This window comes from Paenibacillus sp. JL3B1040 (assembly GCF_057063165.1).
Genome location: NZ_CM169317.1, coordinates 1333892 through 1348039 on the forward strand (window position 1 = coordinate 1333892; position 14148 = coordinate 1348039).

The 14148-nt window shown below is 54.4% G+C and carries 15 protein-coding genes; 11 read left to right on the forward strand and 4 right to left on the reverse strand.

Annotation, left to right across the window (positions count from 1 at the left end; translation table 11 throughout):
- Positions 1 to 108: 108 nt before the first annotated feature.
- The gene (locus ACZF99_RS05785) at positions 109 to 423 is read left to right on the forward strand and encodes a YciI family protein (protein ID WP_483609843.1); all 315 of its coding nucleotides are present in this window, start codon (positions 109 to 111) and stop codon (positions 421 to 423) included.
- A gap of 329 nt (positions 424 to 752) precedes the next feature.
- Here the strand turns inward: ACZF99_RS05785 and ACZF99_RS05790 are convergent, their stop codons facing one another.
- Positions 753 to 2720: an ABC-F family ATP-binding cassette domain-containing protein gene (locus tag ACZF99_RS05790; RefSeq protein ID WP_483609845.1), complete on the reverse strand. Its 1968-nt coding sequence runs from the start codon at positions 2718 to 2720 to the stop codon at positions 753 to 755.
- 260 nt (positions 2721 to 2980) lie between these two features.
- On the opposite strand from ACZF99_RS05790, the gene ACZF99_RS05795 reads away from it, so the two are divergent.
- The 8 genes from ACZF99_RS05795 to groL all read left to right on the forward strand — a co-directional run bounded on the left by ACZF99_RS05795 (position 2981) and on the right by groL (position 8909).
- The gene (locus tag ACZF99_RS05795; protein ID WP_483609847.1) at positions 2981 to 3658 is read left to right on the forward strand and encodes a 5-formyltetrahydrofolate cyclo-ligase; all 678 of its coding nucleotides are present in this window, start codon (positions 2981 to 2983) and stop codon (positions 3656 to 3658) included.
- Positions 3645 to 4109, forward strand: coding sequence for a cyclic pyranopterin monophosphate synthase MoaC (moaC, locus tag ACZF99_RS05800; protein ID WP_483609849.1), 465 nt, complete (start codon positions 3645 to 3647; stop codon positions 4107 to 4109). Before ACZF99_RS05795 ends, moaC begins: the two co-directional genes overlap by 14 nt.
- 133 nt (positions 4110 to 4242) lie before the next feature.
- A complete protein-coding gene (locus ACZF99_RS05805; protein WP_009226288.1) occupies positions 4243 to 4728 on the forward strand; it encodes a MogA/MoaB family molybdenum cofactor biosynthesis protein in 486 nt (161 codons plus the stop codon).
- 159 nt (positions 4729 to 4887) lie between these two features.
- The gene (tatA, locus tag ACZF99_RS05810; protein ID WP_483609851.1) at positions 4888 to 5109 is read left to right on the forward strand and encodes a twin-arginine translocase TatA/TatE family subunit; all 222 of its coding nucleotides are present in this window, start codon (positions 4888 to 4890) and stop codon (positions 5107 to 5109) included.
- A 109-nt stretch (positions 5110 to 5218) separates the two neighbouring features.
- Positions 5219 to 5977 (forward strand): twin-arginine translocase subunit TatC, encoded by a 759-nt coding sequence (tatC, locus tag ACZF99_RS05815; protein ID WP_483609853.1) that lies wholly within the window; start codon positions 5219 to 5221, stop codon positions 5975 to 5977.
- Positions 5974 to 6165, forward strand: coding sequence for a hypothetical protein (locus ACZF99_RS05820; protein ID WP_483609855.1), 192 nt, complete (start codon positions 5974 to 5976; stop codon positions 6163 to 6165). Before tatC ends, ACZF99_RS05820 begins: the two co-directional genes overlap by 4 nt.
- A gap of 785 nt (positions 6166 to 6950) precedes the next feature.
- On the forward strand, positions 6951 to 7232 hold the full coding sequence (gene groES / locus ACZF99_RS05825) for a co-chaperone GroES (protein ID WP_483609857.1): 282 nt from the start codon (positions 6951 to 6953) through the stop codon (positions 7230 to 7232).
- A 57-nt stretch (positions 7233 to 7289) separates the two neighbouring features.
- Positions 7290 to 8909, forward strand: coding sequence for a chaperonin GroEL (gene groL / locus ACZF99_RS05830; protein ID WP_483609859.1), 1620 nt, complete (start codon positions 7290 to 7292; stop codon positions 8907 to 8909).
- Between the two features lie 303 nt (positions 8910 to 9212).
- Here groL and ACZF99_RS05835 read toward each other — a convergent pair whose 3' ends face one another.
- Both ACZF99_RS05835 and ACZF99_RS05840 read right to left on the reverse strand, forming a co-directional pair.
- Positions 9213 to 9617 carry a type II toxin-antitoxin system VapC family toxin gene (locus ACZF99_RS05835; protein WP_483609861.1) on the reverse strand — a complete coding sequence of 135 codons (405 nt, stop codon included), beginning with the start codon at positions 9615 to 9617 and terminating at the stop codon, positions 9213 to 9215.
- Positions 9614 to 9847, reverse strand: coding sequence for a hypothetical protein (locus ACZF99_RS05840; RefSeq protein WP_483609863.1), 234 nt, complete (start codon positions 9845 to 9847; stop codon positions 9614 to 9616). The genes ACZF99_RS05835 and ACZF99_RS05840 overlap by 4 nt, the downstream gene beginning before the upstream one ends.
- A 420-nt stretch (positions 9848 to 10267) precedes the next feature.
- Here ACZF99_RS05840 and ACZF99_RS05845 point away from each other — a divergent pair, with 420 nt between their 5' ends.
- Together ACZF99_RS05845 and ACZF99_RS05850 are read left to right on the forward strand one after the other, a co-directional pair.
- Entirely contained in the window at positions 10268 to 11257 is a 990-nt protein-coding gene (locus tag ACZF99_RS05845; protein ID WP_483609865.1) for a Gfo/Idh/MocA family protein, read from the forward strand.
- 29 nt (positions 11258 to 11286) lie between these two features.
- Positions 11287 to 12321, forward strand: a complete 1035-nt coding sequence (locus tag ACZF99_RS05850) for an AraC family transcriptional regulator (RefSeq protein ID WP_483609867.1) — start codon at positions 11287 to 11289, stop codon at positions 12319 to 12321.
- A 174-nt stretch (positions 12322 to 12495) separates the two neighbouring features.
- Here ACZF99_RS05850 and ACZF99_RS05855 read toward each other — a convergent pair whose 3' ends face one another.
- Positions 12496 to 14118, reverse strand: a complete 1623-nt coding sequence (locus tag ACZF99_RS05855; RefSeq protein ID WP_483609869.1) for a response regulator transcription factor — start codon at positions 14116 to 14118, stop codon at positions 12496 to 12498.
- Positions 14119 to 14148 lie beyond the last annotated feature (30 nt).

Consider the following 14148-nt stretch of genomic DNA (forward strand, 5'->3'; position numbering starts at 1 on the left):
AGGGCAATAGGCATTTCGGATGGTTTCAACGGGCAGGGGGCGAGCGGAAGCGCGAAATGGAAGGAAATTGGGCAGGAAGCATCAGACTAGATCAGGGAGGAATCCACTATGAGCAAAGCACTATATGAGGGATATAAAAGGTACGTCATCCTGCTGTCCTTAAATCCGGGTCGACGCTTGGATGAAGAATTGATCCGCGGGCACGTCGCTCACTTAAGGGAGCTGGACCGGAGCGGGCGGCTTGTGATGTGCGGGCCATTCCTCGATCACCAAGGCGGAATGGTCATCATCCAAGCGGATAGTCCGGAAGAGGCGCGGGACATCGCGGAGCGCGATCCGTTCGTGAAATCGGGAGCCGAGAACTATGAGCTTCGAACCTGGGCGATTTCCTGCGAAGAGAATCGGCATCTTGGAGCCGGTTGAGGAGTTGGGCCTAAGACTAAGGTTTTGTCAAGTTGTGGACAAGGTTATCCACAACTTGTTGGCGATTTTCATGAAAAAAAGATGAAAGCTTGCGTGCTAACCTATTGAGCTAGACGGGAGAAAAGGAGTGCTTTATTTTCAGAAAACTGTGGATAATGTGAATAAGTTGGTGGATAAAACGTAGAATTTGACAAAAAACGACGGTATCCCCGCAAAAAAACGGCCCAGCGGGCCGTTTTGAGGTCAGATATGCTCTGCATAATGGGGATAAAGTTGTGCATAACTCAGGTAAACTGAAAATGTGGAAAATCAAAAATATTTTATGAACTTTATCCATCCGCTAACGATTCCCATTCCTCGTAGGCGGCGGATAATTGTTCTTTCCGGCGGTCGATTCCGTCCTGTCGTTCCTGGACCGCGGTATAGTCCTGATATACCTCGGGCAGGGTCAGTTCGGCTTCCAGCCGGGCGATTTCGTCCTCAAGCCCGGAGATCGTTTCCTCCAGTTGTTCCATCCGGCGTTGGCGGTTCCGTTCTTCGCGTTTCGCCTGTTTATCGGCTTCATAGGAAGCTGCGCCGGATTTGACCGCCGGGGCTTCGTGTTCGGTCAACTTGCCGGCTGCGTTTGCGGTCGCCTTCGCCAATTCGCTGTTCATTTGCTCGGCGGCGAGTTCGGCAAGCTCCTGCTTCTTCGCCAAGTAATCGTCATAATTACCCAGGAAATGATCCGCACCGTTCGGATGCAGCTCGACGATCCGTTCCGCCATCTTGTTCAGGAAGTAACGGTCGTGGGAAATAAACAGCAGTGTTCCATCGTATTCGATCAGAGCGGACTCCAGCACTTCCTTGCTGAACAGATCCAAATGGTTGGTGGGTTCGTCCAGGATCAGCACGTTGGCTTTTTGTAGCATCAGCTTCGCTAGGGCGACCCGGGCTTTCTCTCCGCCGCTTAAAGCTGCGACTTTCTTAAGCACGTCCTCGCCGCTGAACAGGAAATTGCCCAGGACGCTGCGGATCCGTGCCTCCTCGATGTGGGGAAAAGCGCCCCAAACTTCCTCGAGTACCGTATTGGCCGCGTTCAAATGCGTTTGCTCCTGGTCGTAATAGCCGATCTTTACCTTGGCCCCCCAATGAATCGTCCCTTCCGATGGCCGCAAATCGCCGGTCAGCATTTTCAGCAAGGTTGATTTGCCGATCCCGTTCGGGCCGATCAAGGCCACCGTTTCGCCGCGGTATAAATCGAAATTGACGTTCTGGAACAACGGTTTGGGTTTGTCGGCAAACGTGTAGGAAAGACCGTTGACATGCAGTACTTCCTTGCCGCTCACAACTTCGGCTTCGAAGGAGAAAGCAGCCCGTTTCGGGTCGCCGAGCGGCCGGTCCAGCACATCCATCTTCTCCAGCGCCTTGCGACGGCTTTGCGCCCGTTTCGTTGTCGAGGCCCGAACGATATTCTTCTGGATAAACGCCTCCATCCGGGCGATTTCATCCTGCTGTTTCTCGTATTGCTTCAACTGGCTTTCGTATTCCGCCGCCTTCAGCTCGATAAACCGGCTGTAGTTGCCCGTGTAGCGGCGCGATTGATGGCGTTCGATCTCCACGATCGCCGTGACGAGCCGGTCCAGGAAGTAACGGTCATGCGAGACGACCAGCAACGCACCGGAATAATTGCGCAGGTAGTCCTCGAGCCAAGTTAACGTTTCGATGTCGAGATGGTTGGTCGGTTCGTCCAGCATCAGCAGGTCCGGTGCCTGCAGCAATATGCGGGCGAGCGCAAGCCGGGTCTTCTGCCCGCCGCTTAACGTTGCGATCGGGGTGTCCGGTGCAAAATCGCCAAATCCCATGCCGTGCAGCACCATGCGGATGCGGGTCTCCATTTCATAGCCGCCATGGTCTTTGAACCAGTCGGACTTCAGCGCGTAGCGGTCAAGCAGCTCCTGATGCGCTTTCTCATCCCGGGCTAGCTCCGGATCGGCGATCTGCTCTTCCATCCGGCGCAGCTCGCGTTCCGTTTCGATCAGCGGGGCGAATACGGCGAGCATCTCTTCCCGGATGGTGCGGTCCGATTGCAATCCGCTATTTTGCGCCAGATAGCCGATGGTCGTCTCTTTGGATTTGAAGATTTGCCCGCCGTCGTAGGAGAGTTCTCCGGCCAAAATTTGCAGAAACGTCGATTTGCCCGCGCCGTTGACGCCTACAAGGCCGATGCGGTCCCGTTCCAGTACCTGAAGGTTGATTCCCTCCAGTACGGGGGTGACACCGTATAATTTCGTAATGTTCGAAGCTTGAAGCAGCATAACCGATTCGATCCTCCAAAAAACAAATTTGCAGTCTTTCATGGTAAAACATCAGTTCGGTAAAACACGTACCTCCAGTGTACATGAAACCCAAGCGAATTGCATCGATGAATGCCTGGAATCACGCGTTTTGCAAACCGGGTGCGTTGGTTTTCATTTTCATGTAACAATGATACACTAAGGAGGAGATAAGCCGGATAAGCCCGGCTTTCCGCTGGAAGGCCGGCAAACATGAGACGGGAGCGGAAGGGGAGGACGGCATGGAGCTAGCGGATGCCAAAAAAGAGCTGCGTCAGCGGATGCTGAAGGCGCGCGCCGAAATTCCGAAGGCATCCCGCATGGAGCAAGCGCTGACCGCCAGCCGTTTCGCGGAACACGAGGTGCTGGGGCCCTTGCGGGTGCGGCGCGGCGGCAAGTTGAACTTGTTCTGTTACATATCTTTCCGGGATGAACCGGATACGGGGCCTTTGCTGGCCAGTTGCCTGGCCCTGGGGGACCTGCTGCTTGCGCCGAGGATTGGAGCACAGCGCAGTTTGACCTTGCATGAGCTCACCGGGCCGGCGGACCTCGCTCCCGGCACCTGGGGGATCCCGGAGCCGGCGGAGCATACGGCCGTTTGGCCTCCCGAGCGCTACCCCGAAATCGACGTGATTATCGTTCCGGGGTTGGCCTTCGACCTGAACGGAGGGCGCATCGGATTCGGCGCGGGGTATTACGACCGACTGCTGGATGAATTGGCCCGTCGGAGCGGGGGCACCGGAAAGGTCGTCCTGAGCGCCCTTGCCCTGGAGGAACTGATCCTGCCGGAGGCGATTCCGATGGAGCCGCATGATGTCCGGCTGGATTTGCTGTTTACGGCAAAAGGAACGATCTATATGAAGGAAAGTAGTGATAAGCTTGGCAAACTCGGAATCGGGTCAGGGAATGACGCATTTTAATGAACAAGGCCGCGCCCGGATGGTGGACATTTCCGGGAAATCGGCGACCGTTCGCGTGGCCGTGGCGGAGACCAAGCTCTCCATGCTTCCGTCGACCCTAGAAGCGATCAAGGCAGGACGGGTCGGCAAAGGTGACGTGCTTGCCGTCGCCCAGGTCGCGGGGATCCAAGGGGCAAAACGGACGTCCGACTGGATTCCGATGTGCCATCCGCTGGCGCTGACCGGCGTGAATGTTACGTTTGGCGACAACGGCCTGGACGAGTTGTACATCGAAGCGATGGTGAAGACGGAAGGCAAAACCGGCGTGGAAATGGAGGCGCTCACCGCGGTGTCCGCCGCGGCGTTGACGGTGTATGACATGTGCAAGGCGCTGCAAAAGGACATGGTCATCGGCCCGACGCTGCTGCGGTCGAAGTCGGGCGGCAAAAGCGGGGATTACTTGCGTTCGTGACATTTGCGGCAGGTACTGGATTTTGATATAGATAAAGTAGGCAGTTTGCCGTGGAATTCAGCATGAATCGACATGATCCGGCATGATGTTGGACTCCAAGGGGAGTTCCTATATGGATGAGGAGGGTGACTTCATGGTTTGGAAAACAGCGATCCTTACCGCCAGCGACAAAGGGGCCAGGGGAGAACGGGAAGATACGAGCGCCCAAGTAATCCGCGAGCTGGTAGAGGAGGAATTGGGCGGCGAAATCGTGGAATACCGCATCGTCCCCGATGAACCGGATGAAATTATCGCCGCATTGATTGAAATGACCGATTATTTTCACGCCGATTTGGTGCTTACTACGGGAGGGACGGAGCTGGCGATCCGCGACGTAACGCCGGAAGCGACCCGCCGGGTCATCGAACGTGAAGTGCCGGGCATGGCGGAGGCGATGCGCTATCGATTGATGCAGAAGAACCCTGCGGCCATGCTGTTTCGGGGAATCGTCGGCATTCGCGGACGTACGTTGATCGTGAATTTGCCGGGGACTCCCAAAGGCGTGCACGAAAATTTGGCGGCGATTATGGACCAACTGCCGGAAGCGTTGTTGATGGTGACAGGGCAATTCCGATTGTAATCCTCCTTCCAATTGGCCCTTATTCTCTATTCCTTTGTTAAATTGTCAAATAAATAGACTGTAACTGTGATATTTATTATGGTATGATGTGGGCGAGTGAATGTATCGGTTCGATTTGCCGTTGTCTATTTTTTTGCCGTAACGAAAGGAGAATCAACCATGAGCGCAGGCGGATTTTTGTTGATCGTCATTGCGGCGTTATTGCTGTTTGGCCCGAATAAATTGCCTGAACTGGGGCGGGCCGTTGGCCGCACGTTCCGTGAATTCAAGGAGGCGACCCGGGATATCGTGGACGATCAACCGGAGGCCAGAAGAACGGAACCCGCACCGAAACCGCAGGTAGAGGGCCCCAAACCGGACGACCGCCGCCTTCCCGAATAGCCGGAAGCGGCAGTGCCCGTTGCATAGGCGATACCTTGATCCCTTCCTTCGCGGAGGGATTTTGTATGAGATTTGACGGGAAAGCCCGGCGGGGAAAGGAGAACAGGAGATGTCGGAGAAAGACAATGCGCAAAGTTTCGTGGAACACCTCACGGAGCTGCGGCGGCGATTGGTGGCGGTTTGCGTCGTGTTCGTCGTAGTGTTGGTGGCGGCCTTTTTCGTGGTTGATCCGATATACCACTATGTGACGAAAAACGCCATTTCCGGCGTGACGATCGAATTAAACGCTTTTTCGTTTTGGGACGGCGTTGGCGTTTATATGAAAATCGCCATGCTGGTTGCGCTCGGGATCACGCTGCCGTTTACGCTTTACCAGGTGTGGGCGTTTGTCAGCCCCGGCCTGAAGGCTCGGGAACGGAAAGCGACGGCGAGATACATTCCGTACGTGTTCATCCTTTTCCTGGTGGGCCTGGCTTTCGGCTATTACGTGGTGTTCCCGTTGGCCATGACGTTTACCGGTTCGCTGAACAAGGAGCTGGGACTCATCGAGACGTACGGAATGGCCGACTATTTCAAGTTTTTGACCAATATCGTGCTGCCGATCTCGTTATTGTTCGAGCTGCCGCTGGTCATTTTGTTTTTGACGCAACTGCGGATTTTGAACCCGGTTCGGCTGAATAAGATGCGCCGGGTCGCGTATTTCGCGCTGGTGGTCGTGTCGGTGATGATTACGCCGGCGGATTTCTTCTCCGCTTTCCTGGTGCTGATCCCGCTGATCCTGCTTTACGAACTGAGCGTGCTCCTGTCCAAGCGGGTCTACGCCAAACAGCAGGCGGCGGATGCGGTGCGGGCGGAGATGTATAAATGAGGGAACGCGCCTTGCGTAAGCGGGGCGCGTTTTTCTTTTGCCCGCTGGGACTGGATCGTTGGCGGGGGCGGAGGTGCCGGGGGGCCGCATCGGGAGGGGGAATCGCCGTACAGCCGCTGTTGTCCGCCCTTTGCCCTGATGGGAACGAAGTGAAGGAGGAGGCAAAGGGCTCCCAAAGGCGGACGTAAACTCTGCCCGGCGCTCTCCCCCTCTTTACGCGGCCCATCTCCCCCGGCGGCTGGGCAAGGCCCCGCCCATGCCCAGCCGGGGAAGAATCCGCGAGGCCCGCTTCCGCCCAAGGCGCGTTGGGAGGCGGCAGGGAAGGGCTGGATCATTGGCGGGGGCGGAGGTGCCGGGGGCGAGGTGCGGGGTGCGGGGTGCGGGGGGCTGGTGAGCCACATGGAAGGTGCGACCAGCCGGTCATCCGCCGCCCCCCGGCTGAACGTAAAATGTTGTATTTCTTACAACATTTCAGGCTCACGCCCCCTTGATGAGCGCAAAATGTTGTATTTTGTACAACAATATTGGATCCATTGGCCCGTTTACCCGGAAAATGTTGCACTTAATACCATATTTCCGCCTTAAGCGGGCCAAACACCGCGAAAATGTTGTACAAAATGCAAAAGTTGCTGCTCAGTCCGCAGTTGGTCCAGCCCGCGGTCTATCCAGCCGCCAGGAGTGAACCGCCCCACAGCGGAGGAACGTTAGCCCAAATTACCCGGCGACCGGACTAGCCACCTCGCGCTACTCCCGTCCAGCCCCGCCGGAATATTTATCCAGGCGCAAGGATACAATGGGAAGGGCGCCGATTAGCCCGATAGGACAATGAAAAAAATTTGTACAAAGGAACTTGAAATCTACTCGCAACTTGAGTAATATAAAAGTGGTTGTTAGCACTTGAGTAGATTGAGTGCTAATACATATAACAAACATCTACCCATAACACCACATATTTAAAGGAGGCTGTTTTTTCATGATCAAACCTTTAGGTGAACGCGTACTCGTGCAACCGATCGAGCAAGAGGAGACAACGGCATTCGGCATCGTGCTTCCGGACACGGCCAAAGAAAAGCCGCAGGAAGGTAAAGTCGTCGCCGTTGGCAGCGGAACTTTGAAAGATGGCGCTCGCGTTCCGTTGGAAGTGAAAGAAGGCGACCGCGTTCTTTTCTCCAAATATGCCGGCACCGAAGTGAAATATGAAGGCAAAGAATATTTGATTATGAAAGAAAGCGACATCCACGCCATCATTGGCTAAACCGCCGACGAAAGGCATTGAACGAACACACACAACTTTATGGGAGGTAATTGAACAATGGCAAAAGACATTAAATTCAGTGAAGACGCCCGCCACGCTATGCTTCGTGGGGTTGACGCTTTGGCAAACGCAGTAAAAGTAACACTGGGTCCGAAAGGCCGCAACGTCGTGCTGGAGAAGAAATTCGGCAGCCCGCTCATCACGAATGACGGCGTAACGATCGCGAAAGAAATCGAACTGGAAGACGCTTTTGAAAACATGGGCGCCCAGCTCGTAAAAGAAGTAGCTACCAAAACGAACGACGTCGCCGGTGACGGTACGACAACCGCAACGGTTCTGGCACAAGCGCTGATCCGCGAAGGCTTGAAGAACGTTACGGCCGGCGCCAGCCCAATCGGCCTGCGCAAAGGGATCGACAAAGCGGTTCGCGCTGCAGTCGCTGAACTGAAAAGCATCTCCAAAGCCATCGAAGGCAAACAGTCGATCGCTCAAGTTGCCGCGATCTCCGCTGCGGACGAAGAAGTGGGCGAACTGATCGCCGAAGCGATGGAGAAAGTGGGCAAAGACGGCGTCATCACCGTCGAAGAATCCCGCGGTTTCGCTACCGAGCTTGAAGTGGTTGAAGGGATGCAGTTCGACCGCGGTTATGTATCTCCTTACATGATTACCGATACGGACAAAATGGAAGCCGTACTCGATAACCCATATATCCTGATCACGGACAAAAAGATCAGCAGCACGCAAGAAATTCTGCCGCTGCTGGAGAAAATCGTACAACAATCCAGACCGTTGCTGATCATCGCTGAAGATATCGAAGGCGAAGCGCAAGCGATGCTGATCGTCAACAAGCTGCGCGGTACGTTTAATGCGGTAGCCGTTAAAGCTCCTGGCTTCGGCGACCGTCGTGAAGCGATGCTGCAAGATATCGCCGCTCTGACCGGCGGCCAAGTGATCACCGAAAAACTCGGCCTTGATCTGAAGAGTACGACGGTGGAGCAACTGGGTAACGCGCGTCAAGTTATCGTTACGAAAGAAAACACGACGATCGTGGACGGCAGCGGCGACAAAGCCGACATCCAAGCTCGCGTGAACCAAATCCGTGCGCAACTGGAAGAAACGACTTCCGAGTTCGACAAAGAAAAACTGCAAGAGCGTCTGGCTAAACTGGCCGGCGGCGTAGCGGTTATCAAAGTCGGCGCGGCTACCGAAACCGAGCTGAAAGAACGCAAACTGCGCATCGAAGACGCGCTGAACGCAACGCGTGCGGCCGTTGAGGAAGGGATCGTATCCGGCGGCGGTGTTGCCCTCGTCAATGTATATAACGCTGTATCTGCTGTTGAAGCGGCCGGCGACGAAAAAACCGGCGTTAACATCGTGCTTCGCGCTCTGGAAGAACCGGTTCGCACGATCGCAGCCAACGCGGGCGAAGAAGGCTCCGTTATCGTGGATCGCCTGAAGAAGGAAAAAGTCGGCATCGGCTATAACGCCGCTACCGGCGAATGGGTGAACATGATCGAAGCCGGTATCGTTGACCCGGCGAAAGTAACCCGTTACGCATTGCAGAATGCTGCCTCTGTAGCCGGCTTGTTCCTGACGACCGAAGCGGTTATCGCCGACAAACCGGAACCGGAAAAACCAGCCGCTCCTGACATGGGCGGAATGGGCGGCATGATGTAAGATAGGCTGTAAAGCCTTGCCCACATATTGACCACATTGTGTAGAATGAAGACACCTTAGAGTGATGGAAATCGCTCCAAGGTGTCTTCTGTTTTTTAGAGAAAGTGAGGAGGTCTTGTTTTGAGATTAAGCATCTCAAGGCCGTTCGTACGACTTGCTGCTTGGCTATAGGACGATGGTGTTTTCCCGTTATATTCTGATTGTTTGGCAACATCGGCAGAGCACGTTCTAGTTGTTACTTTGCTTTGACCAGAAAACGCATTAACTTCAGTGTATCCTTGGTCGGTCTTCAGCACAGTAACCCTATATTTTCAACAAAGTCATCCCATACTCATTCGTAACAAAGTCCATGTCTGAATCCCGGGAAACCAGTAACAAATTAGCTGTAAAGGCAGTTGCAATAATGAGTGCATCAGGAGTTTTGATTTTCCGTCCCTTGCTTCTTTGCTCGCTTTGCATGGAAGCTGCCTTTCTTGCAACAGCGGAATCGACATGTAACATATGCCTAGGGGAGAAAAGCCTTTCAGCGATTAAGAACTGATTGTGTTTGACACCGCTCAGTACCTCACATTCCGTAATCGTCGAAAAAAATATTCGCCGTTTTTCTTCTTGGGCTTGTCGTACTAAGTTAACGGCGGCATGATCGTTGTCCAGAATGGCGATTACGATGTTCGAATCGAATAAATATCCGGATCGGTTGTGGGTCACTTTCCCCAGCCCTCCCGTGACCCCTGAATGTGGTCTAATAATTCTTGCGCTTCCCCGGGCTTCAGTATTCCAGCTACACTTAAAATGTCATCGACTGAGTAATCATCAAAGTCCTCGATGGTTTCTGCTTCAAGATCAATGACCAACTTCTTGGTGGAAATATTGTTTTCAGATAAAAACTCCCGTAGGTCTTTTGCTATATGAGGATGGAGCTTGCGTACCATTGACATGGAGAACCACTCCTTTATCAAGTTATGTTGCTAAATCGTTTTGCTTCCTGCGATCTTCTTCGATTATTACTTATAAACAATTATACCCGATAATGTAATGAAGGGATACGGCCGCGGCACATAGAACGAGCTATTATCATGTTCCTTTCATGTACGATTGGGGTTTATGTTAGTGCCCACAACTTGCCCACAAACTCTACGCATACATCGTAATCACTTAAATATATAGGACTGATTCAAAAAACACATTCGAGTTGATCTTAAAAATAAGTAAAACTTAGAACCGTTTTCTTATATCCACATGTCGTCAATTTGTAGTTTAAATGGCACGAAAACTCATTATAATGGCTATGAAAGTGGTGTAATCTGTCTGTGTTGTCGTATAATTTAAGTCAAATGGCCAAGGAGGCTTACTTACGAATGATTCGGATCGGCAAAATCAGTTTTTGGCATGTTCATGCGGAAGATTACACGAAGCAGGCACTGGAGCATCCCGAAACGGAGCTCGCCGCGATCTGGGATGAACTTCCCGAACGCGGGCAGACCAAAGCGGCGCAGTACGGAGTGCCGTATTACGCCACGCTCGACGAGATGCTTGCGCAGGACGACATCGACGCTGTCATCGTGGACGCGCCAACGAATCTGCATCGCGACGTCATGGTGAAGGCGGCTGAGGCCGGCAAGCATATTTTTACGGAGAAAGTCATCGCCCCTACGGCGAAGGAAGTAATGGATATTCTCGCTGCGGTCCGGAAAGCGGGGGTGAAGCTGATGGTTTCCCTGCCGCGCCTGTACGACGGTTATACGCAGACGATCGATCGCGTGCTCCAAGACGGCAAGCTCGGCAGGCTAACCATGGCGCGGGTCCGTCTGTCGCATAACGGTGCGACCGCGAACTGGCTGCCCGCCCATTTCTTCTCCAAGGAGCAGTGCGGCGGAGGCGCCCTCATCGACCTGGGTTGCCATCCGATGTATCTTGTCCGGCGTTTCTTGGGAATGCCCGAGAGTGTCAGTGCGAATTTTGGCTATGTGACGGGCAAGGAAGTTGAAGACAATGCGGTAGCCGTGCTCCGTTATGCGGAAGGCGCGCTAGGCATCGTCGAAGCAGGTTTCGTGAACAGCCACTCGCCGTTCTCCATTGAGCTTCACGGAACCGATGGCACGCTGCTGTACGGGTTCCCGGATGAGGTTCCCGTCGTTCGTTACAACGGCGGGAGCGGACAATGGGAGAAGCTGGAGCTGGGGGACAGATTACCTTATGCGTTCAGCCAATGGGTGGAACATATCAAGCAAGGTACCGAGGCGACGGAAAATATCGCGGCGGCTGTCGATCTGACCCGACTCATGGAGGCTTCGAATCGCTCGGCGGCGGAAGGCCGGTCGATCCGGATCGACGAGCTGGCAAAATAGCGGATGACCCAAGGAAAGGAGGGATCAAGATGCGGGCGGATTATCGCGAACCGACGGGGAAGAAGCCGGCGGACCGTAAAGCGGCCGGAAGCGCAAGCCCTTTTCCGTACGGCAGAATGACGGAAAGGCAGGATGCGCTCGACCGGCTTGAGCTGCAATTTCGCTGGGGAGGTTACGGAATTCGCGTGCTGCGCTGCCATCTGGCCTCGTTTCCTCCGGGACATATCATTCCTTTTCACAAGCACTCGGGTTATGAATTTCATTATATTCCGAAAGGCAAGGGCAAAGTGATCCTCGTCGACCAGGCTTACGATCTCCACGAGGGCCTGTTCTATTTGACCGGACCGGATCTGGTGCACTATCAGGAATCGGACCCGGAAGATCCGATGTATGAGCTTTGCCTTCATCTGGAGATTGAGCCGCTGGCGGCGGACGCCGAACCCGGCGGCTGGGGAGACGAGTTGGAGGCGGCGGAGGCGAGGGAATGCATCAGCTCGTTGGATCGTTTGCCGATCGCACCGGTCGTTGACCGGTTCCATGCGATGAGCGGTTTTCTGGAGGCATACCGTATTTTGGAGCAGCGGCCCATCGGCTTCTACACGCTGCTGAAGCAGGAAATCGTGCAGATTTTGCTGCGCACGGTTCGCGTGCTGGACAGGGCCGACGACAGAACGGGAATTCCGGAGCGGGATATGAGCTTCCATCGCTACAAGTTGGCCACGCAATATATTCGGGACAACGAGAGCATGCCGATCTCGCTGCAGCAGGTTGCCGAGGCGATCGGGACCAGTCCCCGGCAGCTTCAGCGTATCTTCCGCAGTGAAGGGCGGACGACGTTCCGCGATTATTTGGAGCACACGCGGTTGACGGCGATCTGTTCGGACCTGCTTCTTACGGACAAAGCGATCGAGGAGATTGCCATTGCCCACGGTTACGCGAATCCAAATTATCTGTATCCGGTATTCAAGAGCAAGTACGAAGTGACGCCAAGCGCGTACCGCAAAATGCATGCAGGAGAGCCTTCGGCATCCCATTCCGAACGAGAGAAGGAAGCGAGTAGATGAGCAAGCATGTACGCATCGGCCTGATCGGAAGCGGAGGAATCGCCAAAGCCCACGTAAGAGAAGCGGATCAACTTTAAATCCTAGTGTCATCACGCGATAAAGCAAGGGGGCGATCCCAAATGGCTAATTCTTGGCCTAGGGACAGCCCTCTTTTTGGGTCTCCAACGGCGATGATCATCCCGAAGAAATCGAGCTGCCTTTGCGCTGCATGAACTCCCGAGGCGAGATGCCTTCCACTTTTTTGAACACCTTGCTGAAGTAGAAGGCGCTTTCATACCCGAGTTTCTGCGAGATCTCGTAGATCCGGCCTTCGCCGCGAACCATCATTTCCTTGGCGGCCGCGATTTTGGTCTCCGTGACGTATTCCACGAAATTGATTTTGGCGGTTTTGGAAAAAAGATGGCTGAGGTAATTCGGACTAAAGTTGAACACGTCGGCGACTTGGTTAAGGGAGAGCTTGCTGCTCAGATTCCGTTTGACGTAATCCTGCACGTTCCGGACGATTTGTTCCTTGTAGCTCTGTTTGCGCGACGACAGGATATCGCAGCACCCGTCCCGGAATTGAACCAGCCAGTCGATGACGCCCTGGGTCGTTTGCTTCTTATAAATCGCACGGTAGCCCTCCGGCTCGTTCTCGAAAATTTGCTCGACCACGTTTTCGCCGTCCGCCAGCAAGGAGGTGGCCATGTATAAAATATTGCAGGCCGCATCGGTGGCCGAGACAAACAGCTCCGGCCTGCCGTTGAACCGGTCGATCACATTCGTGATCATGGCGTACAATGCGCCGGTATCCAGTTCCTCGAAGGCGCGGCGGATGTCCGAACGGGATACGGAAGCCTCTTCCGCTGGGGAAGCGAGCTCGGCTGCGTTGCTTTGGGCAAAAAAGACGAAGGATTGCCGGTCGAGCGCCGTCGGCAGCGTTCGGCGGGCGGCCAGGTAGCTTTCGTGCAGCAAATACGGGTCTTCCACGGCGTAACCGGCGGCACCGATTATTTTCACGTTGAAATAGGAATGGAGCACGGCGGCCATATCGTGAAGCAGCCCTTCGATCTCCGGCATCCAACGCTGCGGGTCTTTATCGGAAAGGGGCAGCACGATCGCGAAGTTCCGCAGATCCAGGCTGGTGACGAAGCAAGGCCGCGCCGACGCAAGCGTGTCCTTGGCCATCTGCACCGTGCTGGTGCATAAAGCAACCAGCTTATCGCCGCGTGGGGGGACGCTGTCCGGCCCCTGAATCCGGCAGGTGCAGACCAGGTAAGCGGGAGCCGAGAGATCCAGCTCGAGATCGTCCCTTTGCAGGAGGTATTGGTTCTTGTTCTCGAACAGTTGGTTGAACAGGCGGATAAAGAACTTATCCCGCAGCGCATGCAGATTGCTGCGATAGAGCATGTTGGGATAGCTCTCTACGGTTTTATAATCCTCCAGCAGGGTGACGGTCTTCCTCACGGATTCGGCCAGCGTCTGCGGCGTCAGTTCGAGCTTGACCAGGTAATCCGCCGCCTGCAGATGGATCGCGCTGCGCGCGTATTCAAATTCCTCGTAGCTCGTCAGGAAGATGAACAGCGGAATCCGCCCATATTTGCCGCGAACGGATTCGGCGACCTGCAAGCCGGTTTTGACCGGCATTTTGATGTCGGTAATCACGAGGTCGGGACGCAAAGCCTCGATCATCTCCTCGGCCTGGGCCCCGTTATGGGCGATGCCGACGATTTCGATTTGATAATCCTCCCATTTGAGCATGGATTGTAGGCCGATGCAGACCAGCGCTTCATCATCGGCGATCAGCAATTTCATCATACCATCACTTCCTTGCGTGGTTTACGTTAG

What these genes read in the sequence shown, in the direction of transcription:
- ACZF99_RS05840 (WP_483609863.1), bottom strand. Translation starts at nt 9,847, where the DNA reads ATGTCAATGGTACGCAAGCTCCATCCTCATATAGCAAAAGACCTACGG.
- ACZF99_RS05850 (WP_483609867.1), top strand. Translation starts at nt 11,287, where the DNA reads ATGCGGGCGGATTATCGCGAACCGACGGGGAAGAAGCCGGCGGACCGT.
- ACZF99_RS05855 (WP_483609869.1), bottom strand. Translation starts at nt 14,118, where the DNA reads ATGATGAAATTGCTGATCGCCGATGATGAAGCGCTGGTCTGCATCGGC.
- ACZF99_RS05785 (WP_483609843.1), top strand. Translation starts at nt 109, where the DNA reads ATGAGCAAAGCACTATATGAGGGATATAAAAGGTACGTCATCCTGCTG.
- ACZF99_RS05790 (WP_483609845.1), bottom strand. Translation starts at nt 2,720, where the DNA reads ATGCTGCTTCAAGCTTCGAACATTACGAAATTATACGGTGTCACCCCC.
- ACZF99_RS05820 (WP_483609855.1), top strand. Translation starts at nt 5,974, where the DNA reads ATGAGGGAACGCGCCTTGCGTAAGCGGGGCGCGTTTTTCTTTTGCCCG.
- groES (WP_483609857.1), top strand. Translation starts at nt 6,951, where the DNA reads ATGATCAAACCTTTAGGTGAACGCGTACTCGTGCAACCGATCGAGCAA.
- ACZF99_RS05805 (WP_009226288.1), top strand. Translation starts at nt 4,243, where the DNA reads ATGGTTTGGAAAACAGCGATCCTTACCGCCAGCGACAAAGGGGCCAGG.
- ACZF99_RS05795 (WP_483609847.1), top strand. Translation starts at nt 2,981, where the DNA reads ATGGAGCTAGCGGATGCCAAAAAAGAGCTGCGTCAGCGGATGCTGAAG.
- groL (WP_483609859.1), top strand. Translation starts at nt 7,290, where the DNA reads ATGGCAAAAGACATTAAATTCAGTGAAGACGCCCGCCACGCTATGCTT.
- tatC (WP_483609853.1), top strand. Translation starts at nt 5,219, where the DNA reads ATGTCGGAGAAAGACAATGCGCAAAGTTTCGTGGAACACCTCACGGAG.
- ACZF99_RS05845 (WP_483609865.1), top strand. Translation starts at nt 10,268, where the DNA reads ATGATTCGGATCGGCAAAATCAGTTTTTGGCATGTTCATGCGGAAGAT.
- moaC (WP_483609849.1), top strand. Translation starts at nt 3,645, where the DNA reads ATGACGCATTTTAATGAACAAGGCCGCGCCCGGATGGTGGACATTTCC.
- tatA (WP_483609851.1), top strand. Translation starts at nt 4,888, where the DNA reads ATGAGCGCAGGCGGATTTTTGTTGATCGTCATTGCGGCGTTATTGCTG.